Here is a 20,445-nt window from a genome sequence, read left to right on the forward strand (position 1 = left end):
CGGTCGTGCGCGGTGGGTGGTGCGGGTCGTCAGCCCAGGAGGGCGCGGCGGGTGACGGCGGCGGCCATCGCCGCCGCACCGGCGGGGGTGGGGTGCAGGCCGTCGCCGCTGTCGAAGGCGGGCGCGAGCCGCGCCGGGTCCGCGGCGTCGGCGAGCGCGGACGCCACGTCGGCGACGGCGTCGAAGGCGCCCGTGCCGCGGCCGGCCTCGGCCAGCAGCGTCGCGTTGACCACGCGGCGCTCCTCCTCGAGCGCCGGCGTCCAGCGCTGCCAGCCGCCGAACGGCGTGATCGTGGTGCCGACCACGCGCAGCCCCCGGTCGCGGGCGCGCAGCACGAGCTGGCGGTAGCCGGCCAGCAGCACCGCCGGGTCGGTCTGGCTGGGCGGCTGCTGCAGGTCGTTGACGCCGAGCACCACGAGCAGGGTGTCGACGCCGGGCAGCGCCAGCGCGTCCCGGTCGAGGCGGGCCTGGCCGCTCGGGCCGAAGCGCTCGTCGTCGAGCAGCACGCGGTTGCCGCTGATGCCCAGGTTCGCGACGCCGACGGCGCCGCCGCGGGCCGCGAGCCCGCGCGCGAGGTGGTCGGTGAGCCGCAGGTCGGCGTCGTCCGGGGTGCCGACGCCCTCCGTGATCGAGTCGCCCAGCACGGCGACGCCGGGCACGCCCGGCCGCTCCACGTCCACCCCCACCAGCAGCACGGCCGACCTGGTGACCTCCGCGCCGTCGAAGCCGGGCCCGGCGTCGGCGGTGAGGTCGCCGGCGCCGACGTACCCGGTCGCGTGGGTGTTGCGGTGGAAGCTCAGCGCCCCGGTGGGCCCGGGCAGGTGCACGCTCACGACGAGGTCCCCGCCGTCGGGCACGTCGAGGGACGCCGGGTCGCTGACGAGCGTCGCGCCCGCCGCGAGCAGCGCGCCCCGCTCGCCGCCGAAGGTGAGGGTCGTGACGGTGGCGGGGTCGACGCCCGCGCCCGCCCCGGAGAGCCCGGGCGCCCGCCGCGCGACGGTCACCGCGCCGACCCGGACCGGGGCGGCCGAGAACGTGCCGGCGAGCCGCACCCGCAGCGTGCCCGGGCGGCCGCGGCCGCCGCCGGTGCCCCGGCTGCCCGCGCTGAGGCGCAGCACGTGGCGCACCGTGCGGTCGGTGACGCCGCCGAGCACCAGCGGGTCGGTCGCCGTGGGGCGCGTGTGGGCGGTGGTCCACGACGGCACCCACGCCGTCGTCCTGGCCCTGCCCGTGGCGGCGCCGGCCTCCGCCAGCGCCTCCGCCCCCGCGAGCGCGGTGGCGCGCGGCGCGAGGAGCAGCGCCCCGGTGGTGGCGAGCGCCCCCGTGAGCAGGGAGCGCCGGGCGACGGCGCCCGGGCGGGGAAGTACCTGGGCGGTGGTGCCGGTCATGCGTCGTCCTCCGTCTGGTCGAGGATCACGAGCCCCACCAGGACGGGGACGCTCGCGCACAGCAGCAGGGGGCCCGCGGGGATCACGAGCGAGAACACGGGCGTCGCCACGGCGGCGCTCAGCAGGGCGGTGCCGCGCGGCACCGAGGCGAACGCGAACCAGAGCGCGCCGGGCACCCAGGTCCGCACCGATCCGGCCGGCCGGGCGGCGGCGACCACCGCGAGCGCCAGGTGGTACGGCACGCTCGCGACCAGCAGGCCGATCGCGAGCGTCACGAGCACGAGGGCGCCGGGCCCGGTGCGCCCGACGAGGAAGACGACGTCGACGGCCAGCAGGGCGAGCCCCGCGGTGGACGCGACCGCGTGCCCGAGCAGCGGCCGCAGGTACGCACGGAACGCCCGGAACACGCCGGTGAACGTGCGCCCGTCGCCGTCCGAGCGCCACGCGCGCAGGGCGTGGCCGACGGCGGCGAGCGCCGGCAGCCACGTGACGACCCCCAGGCACAGGATCGCGAACGCCGCGCCCGCCGCCACGGGGTGGGCCAGGTACTCCAGCCAGCCCATGAGCGTCTGCGACCAGCGACGGGACCGGTCGGCCGTGGGCCTCGTGGGCCCGGTGGGCCTCGTGGGCCTCGTGGGCCTCGTGGGCGCGGCCGGCCGGGCGGCGGGGGCCGTCGTCATCGGCCGGTCCCGGCGGGCAGGACTGCGGTGACCTCGTCGTCGTCGAGGACGGCGGAGCCGAGCGCGGTGTGGTCGAACAGCGTGCGGCCGTCCCGCTCGACCCGCGTGGCCCCGACGACGGCGACCCGCTCGCCGGCCACCAGCACCGCTCGCGCCCGGGCGCGCACGCCGCCCGAGTCGATCACGCCGTCCGGCCCGGCGAGGTGGACCCGCTCGCCCCCGCCCAGGTCCACCCCCACCCCCGTGGTGGACGGGAGGAGGCGGGCGGCGGGGGGCGTGGGGCGGAAGGCGTCGAACGGCTCCACGACGGTCACGGCGAGCAGGTCGCGCGACGCGGGCGGCGTGACCCTCAGCGTGTGCAGCCGCCGGGTCACGACCAGCGACGGCGTGCTCGACGTCGGGTTCGCCTCCACGTCCGTGACGACCTGCTCGGCGCGCGTGCCGCCCGCCTCGGTGGTGAGCGCGTGGGTGGTGATCCACGCGCCCGCGCGGCCGTTGCGCAGCACGCGGCGCACGGCCCCGTCGGGGGGGACGTCGAGGCCGACCGGCTCCGACGGCTGGTCGGCGTGCAGCAGCACGGTCCACTCGCGCGGCTCGGCGGCGCGGCCGCGGTCGACGACGACGGTGCGCCCGGACGGCATGACGACCAGCGTGCGCTCCAGCGCCTGGACGCCCAGCTCGGCCGGGTACATCCGCCCGGTGCGGGCGCGGCCGTGCAGGAAGCCGCCGTCGGCGAGCACGTCGACCATGTCGGCGGTGCGGTCCGGCGGGGCCTCGGCGTAGACGTGGTACCGGCCCTCCCCCGCGAAGCCGTGCCCGTCCACGAGGACGAGGTTGTGGTGCCCGGCGCGCTTCTTGTTGGAGTACCCCTCGTCGACCAGCAGCCACGCCCCGCGCGACGCGAGCACGAACGACCCGGCATCCGGGTGGTGGTGGCCGGCGCTGAGGGTGTCCCAGCCGCGCTCGGCGTCGATCCGGCGCGACGTGTCCCACGCGGTGTGGCCGCCGCCGGGAGAGGACTTGAACGACACGAGCGTGGCGTCGTCGTCCCACGACGTGCGGTGCACCAGCAGGCCGAGGTCCTCGAACGCCGCCTGCGGGGCGACGGTGCCGGCCGGGTCGACCGGCGTCACGGACGCGTCGTACCAGAGCAGCTCGGCCCACGCCTCGGGCAGCACGCCCGGCTTCACGCCGCTCTCGTACGCCTCGCGCCAGAAGAACCGGTCCGCGACGGTGTCGGCCAGCCACTGCGCCTCGCCGAGCCGGTAGCGCGCGGCGAGGATCCGGTACAGCGCCACGCTGTGCCCGCTGCGCCGGTCGTGGCAGTCCCCGTGGTCGACGATCTCCTCGTAGCCGGGCGCCGCCTGGTGCAGCCGGTAGAAGAAGGTGCGCGCCAGGAAGCGGCACCGGTCCCACCAGTCGACGCCCTCGGCGTCCTGCAGCAGGTCGAGGTACGTCGCGAGCCACGGCACGCCGTAGCGCCAGTAGACGACGCCCTCCATGTCGGAGCCGTCGGCGGGCAGCACGTCGACGACGGTGCCCATCGCCTCCTTGGCCCGCTCCGTCCACGCCCGGACGCCGAGCGCGTAGCCGACGGCGGCGAGGCCGGTGTGGCAGATCCAGTGGTGGTTCTGCCAGTACGAGCTGGACCACCAGCCGCCCTCGCTCGCGACGGCGAAGTCGTACAGCCGCTCGCCCTGCAGCTCGAGCTTGGCGCGCAGGGCCTCGCGCCGCGCCGGCTCGAGGTCGTCGCCGAGCCACGAGTACGCCAGGGACAGGCCGTGCAGGATCCAGCCGGCGTCGAGGTCGTGGTCGGGCAGGTGGGCGCGGCCCCAGTGGTCGAAGGAGACGGCCGCGGAGATCCAGCGCCACGCCTCCTCGAGGTAGTGGCGTTGGCCCGTGAGCCGGTACGCCAGGGCGAGGTTCGCGGCCGCCGGGCCCAGGTAGGTGATGCTCGCGAGCGGGTGCTCGGCCGGCGGCTCCGTGCGGCGGTACAGGTCGCACTGCTCCGCGAGCCGGCGCCACTGCGGAGCCAGGTCGCCGTCGAGCCGGGACCGCAGGTCCGCCAGCCGGTCCTCGTCGAGCAGCAGCATCCGCGCCGGCGCGATCGTCTCCGTCATGCCGTCGCCTCCTCGTCCGTCGTCCCGTCCGTCGTCCCGTCCGTCGTCGTGCCGACCAGCTCCGCCGGCAGCGGGTGGACGTCGACCGCGCCGTCCGCGCGGTGCACCCGCACCTCGGCACCGGCGAGCTCGACGCCCGTCACCTCCGCGCCGCCGCCGCGCGCCTCGGCGTCCGCCTGGAACACGGACACCCAGGTCGCCGACGTCGCGGCCTCGGCCGCCCAGTCCACGTGCGCGCGCTCGCGCTGCGGGTCGTCCGCCGGGCCGGGGCCGGGCCGCACCACCGCCCGGACGGGCACGGGCCCGGCGGGCCCGGTCGCCCGCGCCGTGTGCACGCCGTCGAGCGCCTCCGCCCCGCGCCACGCGGTGCGCACGACGTCGGCGCCGTCCCCGCGGACGCCGAGGGGCACGTCGGGGCGCAGCCCCAGCGTCAGGCGGCGCGGCCGGTCGGCGCGGGCGTGCGCGACGTCGAGCAGGTAGCCGTCGCCGAGCACCACGTGCCGCACGGCGCGGGCGCCGTCGTACCAGGACGTCGCGTCGCCGCGGACCTCGACCGTCAGCGACCGCTCGGTGCGGGCCAGCAGGCGGCCGGCCGCCTCGGCGGGGTCGGCGTCGTCGACGCGGACCACGGGGTGCGCGGCCGCCGACGCGTAGTGCGCCCGCCACGCCGGGTGGCCGTAGGGCACCTGGCCCGGGTCGGGCTGCCAGGGGGTGCTCCGCCCGAACAGGGCGAGGGCGAGCTTGTCGTGGTGGCCGTGCGCCGCGCCGTGCGGGCCGTGGTCGAGGACGGCGTGGAGGCCCGAGCCGCGCAGGACGGCGATCCCCACCTCCTCGTCCAGGCTCACGGTGGGCCGCGGGGCCCGCTCGACCGTCAGCGGCGGGGCCGCGAACCAGGCCGTCGCTCGCAGCTCGTCCTCGAGGCCGTCCGCGGGCTCGTCGTCGCCGTCGCCGGCGGCGGCCTCCGTGCGGGCGTGCGCCGCCACCGCGTCCAGACCGGCGTCGGCGACGAAGCCGTCCGCCAGCGCGGCCAGCTCCGTCCACTCCAGCGCGAGGGACGGGCGCACGTACGGGCCGTCGTGCACCGACGGCAGCACGCCGCCGTCGGTCGCGAGGCCCGCGAGCACGTCGATCATCGCCACGAGCCGGTCGCGGGCCTCCGCGGGCAGCGCCGCGGGGTCGGTGCCGCGCAGCGACAGCAGGTACGCCCGCACGACGAACCCGTGGTAGTACGTGCTGGCCTCCCACTCCCAGCCCCCGCGGGTGCTGGCCGCGAGCGCGTGGGCGAGCTGCCCGTGCTCCCCCGCCAGCCACTCGTCGGCGGCGACGGCGGGCGCCGCGAGGTCCCCGCGCACGAGGGCGGCGGCACGGCTGCACACCCGGCCGGCGGCGTTCAGCCACGCCGTGTAGTTCGACGTGAAACGCCCGTCGGCCACCAGCCGCGCACGGGCGGCGCGAGCGGCCTCGGCGGTCGCGTCGAGCATCCCGAGCACGGGCTCCAGGTCCGCCGCCCGGTCGGGGTCGGCCTCCGCGAGGGACCAGACCGCGTGCCCGACGGACACCGCCCAGATGGCGTCGGTGAGCGCCTGGTGGAACAGCCGGCCGCGCAGCATCCAGTCCTGCGCCCGCTCGTGCTCGCCCCCGCCCGCGACCTCGGCGTAGACGTCGGCGTAGCCCACCAGCAGGGCCACGGCCTCCGCCCGCGCCGCCTCGTCCCCGGTGCGGGCCGCGCGGTGCGCCAGCACCCGGGCCCGCCGCGCCCACGCCTGGTGGCTGAGCACCAGCCAGGCGCCGCGCACCAGCTCCGTGTCGACGACGCAGCCGTGCGGGCAGCGCACGCCGCCCGCGGGCGGCACCGGCCCGGGCACCCCCGCGTGGGAGAGCTCCGTGCCGTGCGTCGGGCAGACGAGGTCGTGCCACCAGCCGCCCCGCTCGCGCGGGAGGCCGGCCGCGACGTCGGCGTCGTCCGAGGTGGTGTCCGAGGTGGTGTCCGAGGTGACGGGGGCGAGGGAGGTCATCGGGGCCAGGTCCCCCCGTCGATGTCGAGCGTGGTGCCGGTGATGTACGACGCCTCCCGCGAGGCTAGGTACTGCACCGCGGAAGCGACGTCCTCGACGGTGCCGGCGCGCCCGATCGGGGTGCCCGCGACCATCTTCTGCTGGGCCTCGTCCGTGCTGAACGTGCCGTGGAACGCCGTGTCGGCGATGTAGCCGGGGGCCACCGCGTTGACGGTGACGCCCTGCGGCCCGAGCTCCTTGGCCAGGCCCTTCACGAAGCCGCGCACGGCCGCCTTCGACGCCGCGTACACGACCGACCCGGGGCCGCCGCCGTTGTGCGCCGCCAGCGACGACACCGCGACGATCCGCGGCCGGTCCGACTCGACCAGGTGCGGGATCGCCGCCCGGGTCGTGCGGAACGTGGCGCCGAGGTTCACGTCGACCACCTTCGCGTAGTGGTCGTCGCTCATCTCCGCGACGGGCACGCGGCCCACGAGGTGGCCCGCGTTGCACACGACCACGTCGAGCCCGCCGAGGAAGGCCACGGCGTCCGCGACGAGCCGGTCGACGTCCTCGGTCGAGGTGACGTCGGCCTGCAGCGCGACCGCCTTGCGGCCGAGCGCCTCGATGTCCGCCACCGTCGCCGCGGCCGCGTCGGCCGAGCTGCCGTAGTGCACCACGACGTCCGCACCCGCGGCGGCCAGGCCGAGCGCGACGCCGCGCCCGATGCCGTGCCCCGCGCCCGTGACGAGCACCTTCGCGTCCGTCATGTCCATCGCCATCTGCTTGCCTCTCTGTCCGACGGGCGACCGTTCGCCGCCCGTCACTTGATGCCCGCGTTCGCGAAGCCGCGGACGAAGTACTTCTGGCCGAGGAGGAAGAGCACCACCATCGGCAGGGTCGCCAGCGTGGTGCCGGCCATGAGGAACGCCCACTGGGTGTCGTTCTCCGTGCGGAACACCGACAGGCCCACCTGGATGACGCGCATCGAGTCGGAGCGCGTCACGAGCAGCGGCCACAGGAAGTTGTTCCAGGAGCTCTCGAACGTCAGCAGCGCGACGGTGATGAACGCCGGCTTGACCAGGGGCGTCATGATCCGCGCCCAGATGCCCAGCTCGCTGACGCCGTCGAGCCGCGCCGCCTCCTCCAGCTCGACCGGCAGGTCCAGGTAGAACTGCCGGAACAGGAAGACCGCGAACGGCGTCACCGCGCCCGGGATGATCAGCGCCCACCAGGTGTCGAGCCAGCCGGTGCCGCCCTGGCCGAGGATGTCGTTGCCCCCGAACAGCGGCATGAACCGCACGATGAGGAACTCGGGGATGATCTTCGTGTAGGTGGGGATCATCAGCGCCGCGACGAACCCGAGGAACACGAGCTCCGAGCCGCGGAACCGCAGCCGGGCCAGCGCGTACCCCGCCATCGACGCGATCACGAGGTTGATGGTCGTGTGGCTCACCGCGATGATCAGGCTGTTGCGCGCGTAGGTGAGGAACGGCGCCGCGGCGAGCGCGTCGGCGTAGTTGTGCCACGCCCACTCGGTCGGGAGGAACGTCGGCGGCGTCGCCGCGATGTCGGCCGGCGTCTTGAGGGACGTCAGCACCATCCACACGAACGGCACCACCATCACCACGGAGATGACGGTCAGGGTCACGTAGAGCGCGGTCTTCGACAGGCGCCGGCGCGACGCCGGGGAGCGCCCGACGACGTCGAGCGTGGTGCGCGGCGAGACCGCGCCGAGGTCAGTTGCGGCCACTGTCGCCTCCGTTGAGCCGTCGGTTCGCGAGCGTCAGCAGCAGCAGGAACACGAAGAGGATGATCGACTGGGCGCAGGCGTAGCCGAGGCGGAACTCCCGGAACGCCGACTTGTAGATCTCGTACGTCATCATCGTGGTCGTGTTCGCCGGGCCGCCGTCCGTGAGGATGTAGATGAGGTCGAACGCCTGGAAGGCGGAGATGACCGAGGTGACGAAGACGAAGAACGTGGCCGGCTTCAGCAGCGGCAGCGTGATGCTGAAGAACTGGCGCGTCTTGGAGGCGCCGTCCACCGACGCTGCCTCGTAGACGTCCTTCGGCAGCGACTGCAGCGCCGCCAGGTAGATGAGCATCTTGAGACCGACGCCCTGCCAGATGCCGACGACGATGATCGCGGGCATCGCCCACGTCGTCGACGACAGCCAGTTCTGCGCGGGGATGCCGAAGAAGGCGAGCACCGCGTTGAGCAGGCCGTTGCGCGGGTCGTAGATCCACAGCCACACGAGGGCGACGGCGATGGTCGCCGTCACCTGCGGGATGAAGACGGCGGTGCGGAACAGCGCCCGGGCCCGCAGCTGCGTGTCGAGCATGAGCGCGATGAGCAGCGCGATCCCCATCGCCACCGGCACGGTGAAGAAGGCGTAGACCAGCGTGTTCAGCATGCCCCGGCGGAACACCGGGTCGGTGAGCGCGTCGACGTAGTTCTCGATCCCGTTGAACTTCGGCGGCGTGAGCACGTCGTAGTTCGTGAACGACAGCACGAGGGCCGCGATCATCGGGATGCCGATCCAGATCAGCGCGTGCAGCACCGCCGGCGCCAGCATGAGCATGCCGGCGCGGCGGCGGGCCTTCCCCGCCCGCCCGCGCTGGGACGCGGACGGGCGGGTCGGGACGGTGGGTGGTGCGCTCACGTCGCGCGGCGCGGAGACGACGGCCACGACGACCCCCTCTTCCTCGGTGGGACGGACCCGGTCACGGGACAGGACAGGGGTGCGACCGGGTCATGGGACGACCAGGTCACAGGCGCGCGATCGCGTCGTTCGCGATGCCGGCGAGCTGGTCGATGGCGGCCTGCGCGGACTGCTGTCCGACGATGGCGGTCTCGAGGGTCGGCTTGATCTTCTCCCGGATCTCCATCCAGGCCGGGGTGCCGCCCTCGGAGCGCGCCTTGCCGAGGTTGTCGAGCGCGAACGCGACCATCGGGTTGCCCTTGACGTAGTCGCTGTCCTTGAGGTTCGAGATCGCCGGCACGGAGCCGCGCTGCTCGCTCGACACCAGGACGGCGTCCGGGGAACCCATGAACTCGACGAACGCCCGCGCCGCCGCGGGGTGCTTGGAGGTGGCCGACTGGGACACCATCGTGCCGCCCTGCAGCATCGCGGGGTCGGTGTTGCCGAGCACGAACGTGCCGATCTTGTCGATCAGCTCGGGCGACTGCTGCTGCAGCTGCACGTAGAGCGAGTTGTTCGTCATCATGATCGCCGACGTGCCCTGCTGGAGGGTGGTGGGCTGCCCGGCCTCGGTCTTGAGGGCGAAGTCGGCCGAGCCGTCCGCCATCATGTCGAGGAAGAGCTGCAGCGACGCGACGCCCTCGGGGCTGTCGAACAGCACCTCGCGGCCGTCCGGGGAGAAGAGCTCGCCGGAGTTGCCGAACAGGAACGTCTCCCAGCACTGGCGCAGGTCGATGGAGAACGGGTCGAAGCCGACGCGCGTGACCTTGTTGCCGTCCTTGACGGTGAGCTGCTTCGCGACCTCGCGGAGCTCGTCCCAGTTCTTCGGCGTGTCCTTGATGCCGGCCTCGTCGAAGAAGTCCTTGCGGTAGGCCACGATGCGCGTGTCCAGCACCATCGGCAGGGCGTACAGCTTGCCGTCGTACCGCGACGGCTCGAGCACCCGCTCCTCGTACGTGTACCGGGTGGCGAGCGACTCGGGCAGGGGCGCGATCGCGTTCTTGAACGCGAAGGGCGGGATCCAGCCGACGCCGAGCGTGACCACGTCCGCCATGAGGCCGCTGGCCAGGCCCGTGGTGATCTTCTCGTTCAGCGAGCCGTAGTCCGTGTAGTCGACGGTGACGTTGACGTCCGGGTACTTCTCGTTGAACTGCTTGATGAGCTTGCCCTCGAGCGTCTCCTTGCCCGTGGCGCCCTCGAAGAGCGCGCAGAGGAAGGTGATGTCGCCCTCGACCGGGCCGTCGGGGTCTGCGGCGGACGAGCTCCCCGGGCTCGTCGTGCTGCAGCCGGCCACGACGGCCGCGGTCCCGAGCCCCATGGCCGTGAGGAAGCTACGGCGGCTGAAATCCATGACTAGCCCTTTCGATCGGCGTTGATCTCACGCAGGCGGTGGGAGTCGGCGACGACTCCGGTGTAACGATGCACCGACCATAGAGTGACGGCGCACACAGGTCAAGCGCCATTCGCCTGCGAGATCACGCCCATCGGAGGCAGGAGCCACCGCGGGCTCATGCACTATGATCGGCACCACACAGTCCATCGATGCACTGACCGGGTGGGCTGGTCCCGGAACCGGAGGAGGCCGCACGAGCGCATGGCTGGCATCACGATCCTGGACGTCGCACGCGCGGCCGGCGTGTCCACGAGCACCGTCTCGAACCTGCTGAACGGGCGCACGGGCCGGATGCTGCCCGAGACCCGCGAGCGGGTGGAGAGCACCATCAAGGAGCTCGGCTACCGCCCCAACCGCGCGGCGCGCCAGCTGCGCACCGGCAAGCCGCAGGTGATCGGCCTGGTCGTGCCCTCCGTGGGCAACCCGTACTGGGGCGCGCTCGCCCGCTACCTCGAGGCCGCCGCCCTCACCGAGGGCTACCACGTGCTGCTGTGCAACTCCGAGCGCGACCCCGCGCGCGAGCGGCAGTACGTGGACGAGCTGATCGCCGACGGCATCCGCGGCATCGTGCTGTGCTCCTCCCTGCCGTCGCTGGAGCACGTCTCCGGGCTGATCGACGACGGGCTGCGGCTCGTCGCCTTCGACCGCACCGCCCAGGCCGACGACCCGGTCGGCCTCGTGAACGTCAGCGTCGACAACACGATCGGCGCCGAGCTCATGGGCGAGCACCTCGTGGCGCTCGGGCACCGGCGCATCGCCTTCGTCTCCGGAGCCATCCGGTCCGTCAACCGCACCGAGCGGTTCGAGGGCTTCCTCCGCGCGCTCGAGCGCGCGGGCATCGCGCGGCCCGACGTCGTCACCTGGCCGGGCAGCAGCAGCGCCGACGGCACGTTCGGCGACGTCGAGGCGGCCGAGCTGGGCCGGGTCGCCGCCACCGAGCTCCTCACCGGGCCGACGCCGCCCACCGCGATCTTCGCCGTCAACGACATGACCGCCATCGGCGTCTGCCGCGCCGTCCGCGACGCGGGCATGGAGGTCGGCACGGACGTGTCCGTCGCCGGCTTCGACGACATCGTGCTCGCGGAGCTCTACTCCCCGCGCCTCACCACCGTGCGCCAGCCGATGAAGGAGATGGCCGCCGCCGCGTTCCGCGCCCTGCACGCCCCGGACGACGAGCAGCCGGCGTCGCACGGGTCGTCGCTGCTCTTCCGCCCGGAGCTCGTGGTGCGCGACTCGACCGCCGCGCCCGTGTCCTGACTCCCGACGCCCGTCACAGCGCGGCGGAGGCGAGCGTCTCGCCCCCCGCCCGCGCGATCTCGACGCGCGCGATGCGGTCCAGCGGCAGCGAGGACGCCGCGCCCAGGCCGGTGGACTCGGTCCCCGACCCCGTCCACGTCCCCGCGACCGTGCGGCCGCCGTCCTGGTCGACGAGGACCAGCGCGTAGCCCGTCGCGTCCGCCGGGTCGTAGCGGCCCGAGCGCGGCGGGTACGTGCAGCTCCACTCCAGGCTCGTGCCCCACGGCTTCGCCGTGGCGGTGAGCGACGCCCGCACGTCGACCGCGCCCACGGGCACGAGGTCCACCGCCCTCGACTGGGCGACGGGCGCCGGCGACGAGGGTGCCGGGACCGGGCCCTCCCCCGGCCCGCCGAGCGCCAGCCCGGCGCCGACCCCGCCCACCAGCAGCACGGACGCGGCGACGGCGACCAGGGAGCGCCGACGCCGCCGCGACCGCCGCGCCGCGCCCGCCAGCGCGGCGAGCGGCACGACGTCCGCCAGGTCGCCGTCGTCGTCCCCGCCCGCCACGACGCCCCGCGGGTCCGTGGCGAGCGCGTGCTCCACGGGCACGGACGCGAGCAGCCCGGGCACGCCCGCCAGCTCCGCGACCGCCGCGCGGCAGCCGTCGCAGCCGGCCAGGTGCTCCTCGAACTCGCGGCGGTCGGCCGGGCTGAGCGCCCCCAGCACGTACGCGGCGTCCCACTCGCGGTACGGGTCGGTCGTCGCGGTCATGGCGTCACTCCCTTCTCCTGCAGCGCGAGCCGCAGGGCGCGCAGGGCGTAGTGCATGCGGGACTTCACGGTGCCCTGCGGCACGTCCAGCTCGTCCGCCAGCTCGGCCACCGACCGTCCCCGGTAGTAGGCGCCCACGACGACGGCGCGGTGCTCGGCGGACAGGTCGGCGAGCGCGTCGGCGACGAGCCACGCGTCGAGCACGGCCTGCGTGCGGTCCGGCTCCGCCGGCTCCGGCAGCCGCCCGGTGGCGCGCTCCCGGCCGTGCCGCGCGCTGCGGAGCTGGTCGACGACGAGGTGGCGCGCCACGGTGAAGAGCCACGCGCGGACGGAGTCCTCCGGCCGCTCCAGCACCTCGGGGTGGCGCCACAGCCGCAGCAGGGACTCCTGCACCACGTCCTGCGCGTCGGCGCCGTCGGGCACCAGGCGGGCCACGAACCGCTGCAGGTCGGGGGCGTGCGCGGCGTGGACGGCCTCGAGGAGCTCCTCGTCGGCGCGGGACCGCGGCCTCACGACGACCGCTCCAGCCGCAGCGAGAACTCGACGGCCCCGTGGTCGTCCACGGAGACGAAGCCGAGCGAGGGCGGTGTCACGCCGTAGTCGGCGAAGGTCACCGGCACGCTGCCGACCACCTGCACCCCGCCGTCGCCGGCCGCGACCTGCGCCGGGACCTCGACGTCACGGGCGACGCCGTGCACGGTCAGGCGGCCGGTCAGGTCCACCTCGGTGGTGCCCGCCGTCAGGCGTGCCGGGTCGGTGACCGTGAACTCCGCGGTCGGGAACGTGCCCACCTCCATCACGCTGCCACGGAAGTAGGCGTCCCGCGGCGGCTCGTCGGTGTGGATGCTGGCGACGTCCACCCGGACCGTGCCCGCCGTCAGGCTCCCGCCCTCGACGGTGACCTGTCCGGTGACCTGGTCCGTGCGCCCGGTGACGGTCGCGTCCTCGCCCCGCAGCACCTCGTGCACGCGGTAGCCGGCGACCGAGCCGGCCGCCACCTCCCACGTGCCGTCGAGCGACGCCGGGTCGCCGAGCGGCGCGTCCGACGACGCCAGGGTGGGGACGTCGGCCGCCGCCCGGTTGACGTGGTCGGCGTACAGCCCCGGCCCGACGAGCACGGCGGCGCCACCGAGCACGACCAGCCCGGCGCCCACCCCGACCAGCACCTTCGTCCGCCTGCGCACGACCGGCCCCTTCCGTCGTGCCGCGCCCGCGGCGCGGCTCCTACCCGGCACGACGAGGCGGGCGCCGCCGAGGTTCAGCCGGATCCGGTGCCGCCGCGGATGAACCTCGCGCGCCGCGGTCTCGTCGTCCCCCATAGGTGCACCGAGCCGTGCATCGGAGCGGAGGAGACATCATGCGCACCACGAGCAGGCGACTCGCGGCCCTGGCCGCGACGGCGGCGCTCGCCGGCACCCTGGCCGCGTGCAGCGGGGGCGGCGGCGGCTACGGCGGCGGGGCGAGCACCCCGGCCGACACCACGACGGGATCGTCCACGGGCTCGTCCACGGGCTCGTCCACGGGCTCGACGTCGGACGGGGGCGGGTCGTCGAGCACGGCCGCACTGAGCACGGCCAAGACCAGCCTCGGCACGATCGTCGTGGACGGGAAGGGCATGACCGTCTACTACTACGAGCCGGACGATCCCGGGTCGGGCAAGAGCGCGTGCACGGACGCGTGCCTGGCCGCGTGGCCGCCGGTGCACGCCGGCAGCGGCACCCCGAAGGTGCAGGGCGTGACGGCCGAGGTCGGCACGATCACCGGCAACGACGGGAAGCCGCAGGTGACGCTCGACGGCCGCCCCGTCTACCTGTACGCGGGTGACGGCGCGCCCGGGGACGTCGCCGGCCAGGGCATCCAGGACATCTGGTGGGTGGTGGCCCCGGACGGCTCCGAGATCGAGACCATGGCGTCCGGCTCCGGGGGCGGCTACTGACGCACGTCAGGCGACGAAGGCGCCCTGCCACACGGTGTCGAACGGGGTCCGGGCGGCGACGCGTGCCTCGATGCCGCGGGTCACCATGTCCTTGGCGACGCGGACGGCCTCGGGCACGTCGGCGCCCTTGGCCAGCTCGGCCGTGATCGCCGCGGCGAACGTGCAGCCCGCGCCGGAGACGCGCTCCTCGCCCACCTTCGGCGCGGCGAAGACGGTGACGTCCTCGCCGTCGAACAGGACGTCGACGGCGTCCTCGCCGGGCAGCTCCACGCCGCCCTTGGCGACGACGTAGCGGCGGCCGGTGCCGTCGCCGAGCCGGGCGTGGATGCGGCGGGCCGCCTCGACGAGCTCCTCCACGGAGGTGATGTCGTCCATGCCCGCGAGGGTCTTCGCCTCGAACAGGTTGGGCGTCACGACGGTGGCCAGCGGCAGCACGCGCTCGCGCAGCGCGGTGTCGGTGTCGAGGGCCGCGCCCGGCTCCTGGCCCTTGCAGATGAGCACCGGGTCGAGCACGACGTGGCGCCACGGCTGCGACTCGAGCGAGCGGGCCACGACGTCGATCGTCGTCGGCGTGCCGAGCATGCCGACCTTGACCACGTCGAGCGCGTGGGTCGACGTGGCGGCCTCGAACTGGTCCGCGATGACCTGCGGGTCGACGGGCACGAACCGGTGGCCCCAGTCGTGCTTCGGGTCGAACGAGACGATGCAGGTCAGCGTGCCCACCCCGTAGGCGCCGAGCTGCTGGAAGGTCTTGAGGTCGGCCTGGATCCCGGCCCCTCCCGTGGCCTCGGAGCCTGCGATGACGTACGCGAGCGGCGGCGTGGTGCTCATGGGGGGACAGCCTACGACCGCGCCCGGACGGTGGAAGAATAGGTCGGGACGCGAGGAGGTGCGGGGGCAGGTGGACGGGTCGAAGCTGTTGGGCCTGCTGGCCGACGCGCTGGCGCGCATCGACGGGGACCTGCCGCTGGCGGCACGACTCTGCATCGCGTGCGTGGAGGTGGTCGGTGCCGAGAGCGGCGCCCTGACGGTGTCCCCCTCCCCTGACGAGCGCCTGGTGGTCACGACCTCCGACGGGGTCTCCGCGCGGATCGAGGACCTGCAGGAGGTGCTCGGCGAGGGTCCGGTCCAGCTCGCGCTCGAGCAGGACCGGATGGTGGTGACGCCGATCAACGGGGACGCAGGCAGCGCGTTCCCGGTGTTCTCCCAGATGGTGCGGTCCATCAGCGGCCCGGGGACGGCGTACGCCGTGCCGATGCGGGTCCGGGGCACGGTGATGGGGGTGCTCAGCCTGTACGCCGCCGACGACCACCTCGCCCGCACGCTCGTGGACGTGCAGTTCCTCGCCGACGCGGTCGGGACCTCGCTCCTCGACGATCTGGAGCCGCTCGACTGGTCGGTCCAGGCCCGCATCCACCAGGCTGCCGGCATGGTGACGGCACAGCTGCGGATCCCGCCCGCCGACGCCCTCGCCGTGCTCCGGGCGCACGCCTTCGCCCGGTCCTCGACACTGCAGGACGTCGTCGACGACGTCCTGGACGGTCGGCTCGACTTCACATCGGACGACGAGACAGAAGGAACCATGGAGCCATGACGCTGCGCACCCCTGCCGACTCGCTCGCCGACGTGGCGGCAGAGCTCCTCCGGGAGCACGACGTCGCCGACCTGCTCCTGCGCCTGACGCGGGACGCCACCCAGTTCGCCCGTGGTGACGCGGCGGGCATCCTTGTCCGCACCCACGACGGGCCCCTCGAGCTGCTCGCCGCCACGTCGCACCGGGCCACCTACATCGAGCTCTTCCAGACGCAGCGCGACGAGGGGCCGTGCGTCGACGTGATCAGGACCGGCCGGCCCGTGGCCGCCACGGGCCGTGACGAGATCGTCGCCCGGTGGCCCGGCGTCGGCCCGGCGATCGTCGGTGCCGGCTTCGAGGCCGTGCACGCCTTCCCGCTCGACTGGCAGGGCGGCGTGCTCGGCGGGCTCAACATCTTCGGCCGCGGGGCCGAAGCCCTCGACGACGAGTCGGCACGTGCGGCGCGGGCCCTGGCGAGCATGGTGACCCTGGTCATCGTGCAGCCGGAGCGCCTGCGCCCGGACGAGGTGGACCGGCGGTTGCGGCGCGCGCTGGGCGGGCGGGTCGTCATCGAGCAGGCCAAGGGGGCCCTCGCCTACCAGATGGGGATCGACCCGGCGAACGCCTACGAGGTGCTGCTGGAGCGGTCGGTCCGCGAGGGCATCCCCCTCACGCAGACGGCCCGCCAGGTGCTGCGGGAGGCGCAGCAGCGCTGACGCACCCGCCGCGTCGTCGTCGGACGCGCGCCCTAGGGTGGGGCGCATGAGCGTGAAGATCGGGGCCCACGTCGACCTGTCGGACGCCGTCGCGCAGGCGGCGGAGATCGGGGCCGAGGTGGTGCAGGTGTTCCTCTCGGACCCCCAGGCGTGGAAGGTGCCGCCGTTCGACGACTCCGCCCACCCGGGTGGCGCGGAGGCGTTCCGCGAGGAGACGGCGGCCGCGGGGATCGACGTCTACGTGCACGCGCCGTACGTCATCAACGTGGCGTCCACCAACAACCGCATCCGCATCCCGAGCCGCAAGCTGCTGCAGCAGATCATGACCGGCGCCGGCGAGATCGGGGCGCGGGGCGTCGTCGTGCACGGCGGTCACGTCACCGCGAAGGACGACCCGGACGTCGGCTTCGACAACTGGCGCAAGGCGATCGACGCGCTCGAGACCGACGTGCCCGTCCTCATCGAGAACACGGCGGGCGGCGACTTCTCGCTGGCGCGCCGCCTCGACCGGCTGGAGCTGCTCTGGGCCGCCGTGATGCGGGCGAACGGCGCGGAGAACGTCGGCTTCACGCTCGACACCTGCCACGCCTGGGCGGGCGGCATCGACCTCGCGACCGCCGTCGACGACATCCGCGCGATCACCGGCCGCATCGACCTGGTGCACGCCAACGACTCCCGCGACGCCGCCGGGTCGGGCGCCGACCGCCACGCACACATCGGCGACGGGAACATCCCCGCGGAGCTGCTGGTCGGCGTGGTCGCGGCGGCCGGCGCCCCCGTCGTCTGCGAGACCCACGGCGACATGGGCCCGGACATCGCCTGGCTGCGGGAGCGGCTGGGCTGACCACCGGGCGGCCGCGACCGTCGGGCGACGGCCGCGCCTGTGGACGAAGGCCCCGCCTGTGGACGAAGTCCGCGCCTGTGGAGGACCGGAGCGGCGGGGTACGCCGGTCCGCGAGCATGCCGGGCATGACCACCGACGCGACCACCGACCCCCTCGCCGACGAGACCGCCGAGACCGCCGAGGCCGTCGAGGCCGTCGAGGACGCGACGACCCGCCTCCGCCGCGCCACCGACCCCTTCTGGGTCCCCGCCACCGACCCGGACCTCGATCCCGACGTCGACGACGCCGAAGGCGGGCCCGGGGCTCCCCGACCCCGGAAGCGGCCCGCCCGCCGGCTGCTGCCCGACGGCCTCGCCAAGGCTGCCGCGGGCGCCGTCCGGTACGAGAGCGCCAGGCGAGGCATGACCCAGCAGGACCTGTCCCTGGCGCTCGGGCGCTCGCGCTCGGCGGTCTCCGCCCGCTACACCGGCCAGGTGCCGTGGTCGCTCGACGACGTCGGGCGGCTCGCCTCGCTCTACGGCTGCCACGTGACCGACCTGCTCACCGAGCCACCCCGCGTCCGCTCGCCCTGGTGAGCCCTGGGGATCGTCCCTTCAGGCGCCACTACCGGTCGCCGCAGACGGCCCCGGGCGCCTCCCGCCCGTCGGTCGGCTCGTCAGCGGGTACTCCCCGCGCGGCGTCAGCCAGCCCCGGCGTGTCGCGGCCCGGGCGCGCCGTCGCCGCCAGGACGTTGTCTTCTTTCGCTCCGTCGGCAGCCCGGGAGTTCCGCGCGCCCGACCGTCACCGATGCGGCCCCGCCCGCAACGACCGCCCCGCCGGACTCCCTCCGCCCCGACGGGCACCGTTCCCGTCCCGCGAGAGATGCGTGCTGCGCAGGATCCGCGCCCGCCTGGCGGGAGGCACTCTCGGTCTGCCGGCGGAGCGAAAGAAGACAACGTCCTCGAGCCGAGGACACGCCGGCACACGCGACACGCGACACGCGCGGAGCCTGCCTCTCGAGCTCGGGCGAGGCCTGCCCGGGCCCCGACGGCACGCGGGTCGCCGGGACCTCAGGCGTCCGCGAGCCCGGCGTCGTGCACGACGATCGCCGCCTGCACGCGGTTGGCGGCGTCCAGCTTGGTGAGGATGCGCGAGACGTGCGTCTTCACGGTGGGCACGCTCATGTAGAGCTCCCCGGCGATGTCGGCGTTGGACAGCCCGCGGGCGACGGCGAGCGCGACCTCCCGCTCGCGGTCGGTCAGCGCGTCGAGCCGCGCGGCCGCGGCCCGGCGGCCGTCGGGGGCGGAGCGGTCGGTGACGGCCGCGATGAGCTGCTCGGCCACGCGTGGAGACAGGGTCGGCTCCCCGGCGGCCGCGGCCCGGACGGCCTCCACCAGGCGCGCCGGGGGCGTGTCCTTGAGCAGGAACCCGGCGGCCCCGGCGCGGAGGGCCTCGACGATCATGTCGTCGGCGTCGAACGTCGTGAGCACGATGACGCGCACGTCGCGCAGGTCGCGGAGGTCGCGCAGCCGCCGCGTCGCCTCGATGCCGTCCAGGCGCGGCATGCGGATGTCCATGAGGACGACGTCCGGCCGCTCCCGGGCGACCACGGCCAGCGCCTCCATGCCGTCGGACGCCGAGGCGACCACCTCCAGGTCCGGGTCGCCGCCCAGGATGAGGGTCAGCCCCGACCGCACCAGCGGGTCGTCGTCGACCAGCACCACGCGCGTCGTCCCGTTCATGCCGTCCCTCTCGCCCTGTCCAGCTCTGCCGCGGACCACGGTAGCCAAGCCTCCAGCCGGAACTCCGCGCCGCGCCCGTCCGGCGTCGTGCCGTGCGTGAGCCGGCCCCCGACGAGGTCGACCCGCTCCGTGAGACCCACCAGCCCGAGGCCGGACTCCGGCGCGGCGGGGCCGGCGGGCGCCGGCCCCACGGTGCGCACCGGGTTGCGGACCACGATCGTCAGCCCCTCGCCCGGCGCGCCGCTCACGGCCACCGTCACCGGCGCCCACGGGGCGTGCTTGCGTGCGTTGGTCAGCCCCTCCTGCACGATCCGGTACGCGTGCCGGCTCACGACCTCGCCCAGCCCGTCCGTCCCGCCCGTGCGCGCCGCGAGGCGCACGTCCGCGCCGTTCGCCCGCGCCTCGGCGAGGAGCTCGTCGAGGTCCACGAGCGAGGGCTGCGGCGGCTCGGGGGCGGCCGGCGCCCCGGGCTCCCCGGGCTCACCGGGCGAGGTCGCGCGCAGCACGCCGAGCACCTCGCGCAGCTCGGCGAGCGCCGCGTGGGCGTTGTCCTGCACCACGGCGGCCGTCTCGGCGACCTTCTCGGGCGGGAGGTCCGTGCGATAGGCCAGCGCGCCGGCGTGCATCGCGACCAGCGAGATGCGGTGCGCGAGGACGTCGTGCATCTCGCGCGCGATCCGCGTGCGCTCCGCCGTCCGCGCCTGCGCGACGCGGCTCGCCTGCTCCCGCTCCGCCGTCTCGGCCCGCTCCCGCAGCGACACCAGGTGCTCGCGGCGCAGGCCGATGTACGCGCCGATCCAGACGAACAGGGCGTACATGACCACGCCACCGACCAGCTCGATCCACCGGTCGTACGACTCCGGGGTGACGTACGGGTGCAACGAGCTGTGCACACGCCCCGCGGCCACGAACACCACCCCGGCGACGGCGATCTTCCACCACCGCCGCCCCGTGGCCAGGGAGATCACCGCGATGGTCTCCGCGCCGACCACCAGGGACGAGACCGACGCCGCCGCGCACAGCACCAGGGCGATCGTCAGGGGCGCCCGGCGGCGCAGCAGCAGGAGCCCCAGGCCGGCCAGGCCGACGAGGAAGTCGAGCGCCCACTGGCCGTCGGTCATGACCCGCTGCCCGGTGTCCGCCTCCCAGGCGACGAGCAGCATCACCGTCAGCCCCGTGAGCAGCGCCACGAGCAGCCGCCATGCCTCTCCCCAGACGCGAAGGGCGCGGGTCGGGCGGGCGGGAGCGTCGGGCACGACGTCGAGCCTAGGCACCGGCGGGCCGCCGGGCATCCGCCGGGCGGAGGGGGCGCATCCTCCGGAAGGAGGACACGAACCATCCCCTCGCCGGACGCGCGGACGCCCACGCCCG

20 protein-coding genes are annotated in these 20,445 nt (G+C 74.9%); 6 read left to right on the top strand and 14 right to left on the bottom strand.

The genetic code is table 11. The features are described from left to right. Positions 1-29: 29 nt before the first annotated feature. The 8 genes from ACFU5J_RS00345 to ACFU5J_RS00380 form a co-directional block, all read right to left on the bottom strand. On the bottom strand, positions 30-1,388 hold the full coding sequence (locus ACFU5J_RS00345) for a GDSL-type esterase/lipase family protein (protein WP_430577429.1): 1,359 nt from the start codon (positions 1,386-1,388) through the stop codon (positions 30-32). After that, positions 1,385-2,068, bottom strand: coding sequence for a DUF624 domain-containing protein (locus ACFU5J_RS00350; RefSeq protein ID WP_430573317.1), 684 nt, complete (start codon positions 2,066-2,068; stop codon positions 1,385-1,387). The genes ACFU5J_RS00345 and ACFU5J_RS00350 overlap by 4 nt, the downstream gene beginning before the upstream one ends. Continuing rightward, a complete protein-coding gene (locus ACFU5J_RS00355; protein ID WP_430577430.1) occupies positions 2,065-4,188 on the bottom strand; it encodes a DUF4962 domain-containing protein in 2,124 nt (707 codons plus the stop codon). Before ACFU5J_RS00355 ends, ACFU5J_RS00350 begins: the two co-directional genes overlap by 4 nt. Then, positions 4,185-6,203 carry a heparinase II/III family protein gene (locus ACFU5J_RS00360; RefSeq protein ID WP_430577431.1) on the bottom strand — a complete coding sequence of 673 codons (2,019 nt, stop codon included), beginning with the start codon at positions 6,201-6,203 and terminating at the stop codon, positions 4,185-4,187. Before ACFU5J_RS00360 ends, ACFU5J_RS00355 begins: the two co-directional genes overlap by 4 nt. Further along, positions 6,200-6,958 (bottom strand): SDR family NAD(P)-dependent oxidoreductase, encoded by a 759-nt coding sequence (locus ACFU5J_RS00365; RefSeq protein ID WP_430573320.1) that lies wholly within the window; start codon positions 6,956-6,958, stop codon positions 6,200-6,202. The genes ACFU5J_RS00360 and ACFU5J_RS00365 overlap by 4 nt, the downstream gene beginning before the upstream one ends. Positions 6,959-7,005: 47 nt before the next feature. Next, positions 7,006-7,935 (bottom strand): carbohydrate ABC transporter permease, encoded by a 930-nt coding sequence (locus tag ACFU5J_RS00370; protein ID WP_430573321.1) that lies wholly within the window; start codon positions 7,933-7,935, stop codon positions 7,006-7,008. Then, on the bottom strand, positions 7,922-8,872 hold the full coding sequence (locus ACFU5J_RS00375; protein ID WP_430573322.1) for a carbohydrate ABC transporter permease: 951 nt from the start codon (positions 8,870-8,872) through the stop codon (positions 7,922-7,924). Before ACFU5J_RS00375 ends, ACFU5J_RS00370 begins: the two co-directional genes overlap by 14 nt. Before the next feature lie 79 nt (positions 8,873-8,951). Then, positions 8,952-10,235, bottom strand: a complete 1,284-nt coding sequence (locus tag ACFU5J_RS00380; RefSeq protein WP_430577432.1) for an ABC transporter substrate-binding protein — start codon at positions 10,233-10,235, stop codon at positions 8,952-8,954. 243 nt (positions 10,236-10,478) lie between these two features. On the opposite strand from ACFU5J_RS00380, the gene ACFU5J_RS00385 reads away from it, so the two are divergent. Then, on the top strand, positions 10,479-11,534 hold the full coding sequence (locus ACFU5J_RS00385; protein ID WP_430573324.1) for a LacI family DNA-binding transcriptional regulator: 1,056 nt from the start codon (positions 10,479-10,481) through the stop codon (positions 11,532-11,534). 13 nt (positions 11,535-11,547) lie between these two features. Here the strand turns inward: ACFU5J_RS00385 and ACFU5J_RS00390 are convergent, their stop codons facing one another. From ACFU5J_RS00390 to ACFU5J_RS00400, 3 genes are read right to left on the bottom strand one after another with little or no spacing between them, the layout of a single operon-like run. Then, entirely contained in the window at positions 11,548-12,285 is a 738-nt protein-coding gene (locus ACFU5J_RS00390; protein ID WP_430573325.1) for an anti-sigma factor family protein, read from the bottom strand. Then, positions 12,282-12,797, bottom strand: coding sequence for a sigma-70 family RNA polymerase sigma factor (locus ACFU5J_RS00395; RefSeq protein ID WP_430573326.1), 516 nt, complete (start codon positions 12,795-12,797; stop codon positions 12,282-12,284). The genes ACFU5J_RS00390 and ACFU5J_RS00395 overlap by 4 nt, the downstream gene beginning before the upstream one ends. Continuing rightward, positions 12,794-13,603: a YceI family protein gene (locus tag ACFU5J_RS00400; protein ID WP_430577433.1), complete on the bottom strand. Its 810-nt coding sequence runs from the start codon at positions 13,601-13,603 to the stop codon at positions 12,794-12,796. The genes ACFU5J_RS00395 and ACFU5J_RS00400 overlap by 4 nt, the downstream gene beginning before the upstream one ends. A gap of 38 nt (positions 13,604-13,641) precedes the next feature. On the opposite strand from ACFU5J_RS00400, the gene ACFU5J_RS00405 reads away from it, so the two are divergent. Next, positions 13,642-14,220 carry a hypothetical protein gene (locus ACFU5J_RS00405; RefSeq protein WP_430577434.1) on the top strand — a complete coding sequence of 193 codons (579 nt, stop codon included), beginning with the start codon at positions 13,642-13,644 and terminating at the stop codon, positions 14,218-14,220. Positions 14,221-14,226: 6 nt separating this feature from the next. Here ACFU5J_RS00405 and ACFU5J_RS00410 read toward each other — a convergent pair whose 3' ends face one another. Continuing rightward, the gene (locus tag ACFU5J_RS00410) at positions 14,227-15,051 is read right to left on the bottom strand and encodes a hydroxymethylpyrimidine/phosphomethylpyrimidine kinase (RefSeq protein WP_430573329.1); all 825 of its coding nucleotides are present in this window, start codon (positions 15,049-15,051) and stop codon (positions 14,227-14,229) included. Between the two features lie 70 nt (positions 15,052-15,121). Here ACFU5J_RS00410 and ACFU5J_RS00415 point away from each other — a divergent pair, with 70 nt between their 5' ends. The 4 genes from ACFU5J_RS00415 (at position 15,122) to ACFU5J_RS00430 (ending at position 17,928) form a co-directional block, all read left to right on the top strand. Further along, positions 15,122-15,814, top strand: coding sequence for an ANTAR domain-containing protein (locus ACFU5J_RS00415; protein ID WP_430573330.1), 693 nt, complete (start codon positions 15,122-15,124; stop codon positions 15,812-15,814). Beyond that, positions 15,811-16,509, top strand: coding sequence for a GAF and ANTAR domain-containing protein (locus ACFU5J_RS00420; RefSeq protein WP_430573331.1), 699 nt, complete (start codon positions 15,811-15,813; stop codon positions 16,507-16,509). The genes ACFU5J_RS00415 and ACFU5J_RS00420 overlap by 4 nt, the downstream gene beginning before the upstream one ends. Positions 16,510-16,555: 46 nt before the next feature. Then, entirely contained in the window at positions 16,556-17,353 is a 798-nt protein-coding gene (locus ACFU5J_RS00425; protein ID WP_430577435.1) for a deoxyribonuclease IV, read from the top strand. A gap of 125 nt (positions 17,354-17,478) precedes the next feature. Then, positions 17,479-17,928: a helix-turn-helix domain-containing protein gene (locus ACFU5J_RS00430; protein WP_430577436.1), complete on the top strand. Its 450-nt coding sequence runs from the start codon at positions 17,479-17,481 to the stop codon at positions 17,926-17,928. A gap of 474 nt (positions 17,929-18,402) precedes the next feature. On the opposite strand, the gene ACFU5J_RS00435 is transcribed toward ACFU5J_RS00430, so the two are convergent. Together ACFU5J_RS00435 and ACFU5J_RS00440 are read right to left on the bottom strand one after the other, a co-directional pair. Further along, entirely contained in the window at positions 18,403-19,074 is a 672-nt protein-coding gene (locus ACFU5J_RS00435; RefSeq protein ID WP_430573334.1) for a response regulator, read from the bottom strand. Further along, positions 19,071-20,330: a sensor histidine kinase gene (locus ACFU5J_RS00440; RefSeq protein WP_430577437.1), complete on the bottom strand. Its 1,260-nt coding sequence runs from the start codon at positions 20,328-20,330 to the stop codon at positions 19,071-19,073. Before ACFU5J_RS00440 ends, ACFU5J_RS00435 begins: the two co-directional genes overlap by 4 nt. Positions 20,331-20,445: the final 115 nt, after the last annotated feature.

It is taken from the genome of Isoptericola sp. NPDC057559, assembly GCF_042801555.1.
In the GTDB taxonomy this organism is placed as follows: domain Bacteria; phylum Actinomycetota; class Actinomycetes; order Actinomycetales; family Cellulomonadaceae; genus Isoptericola.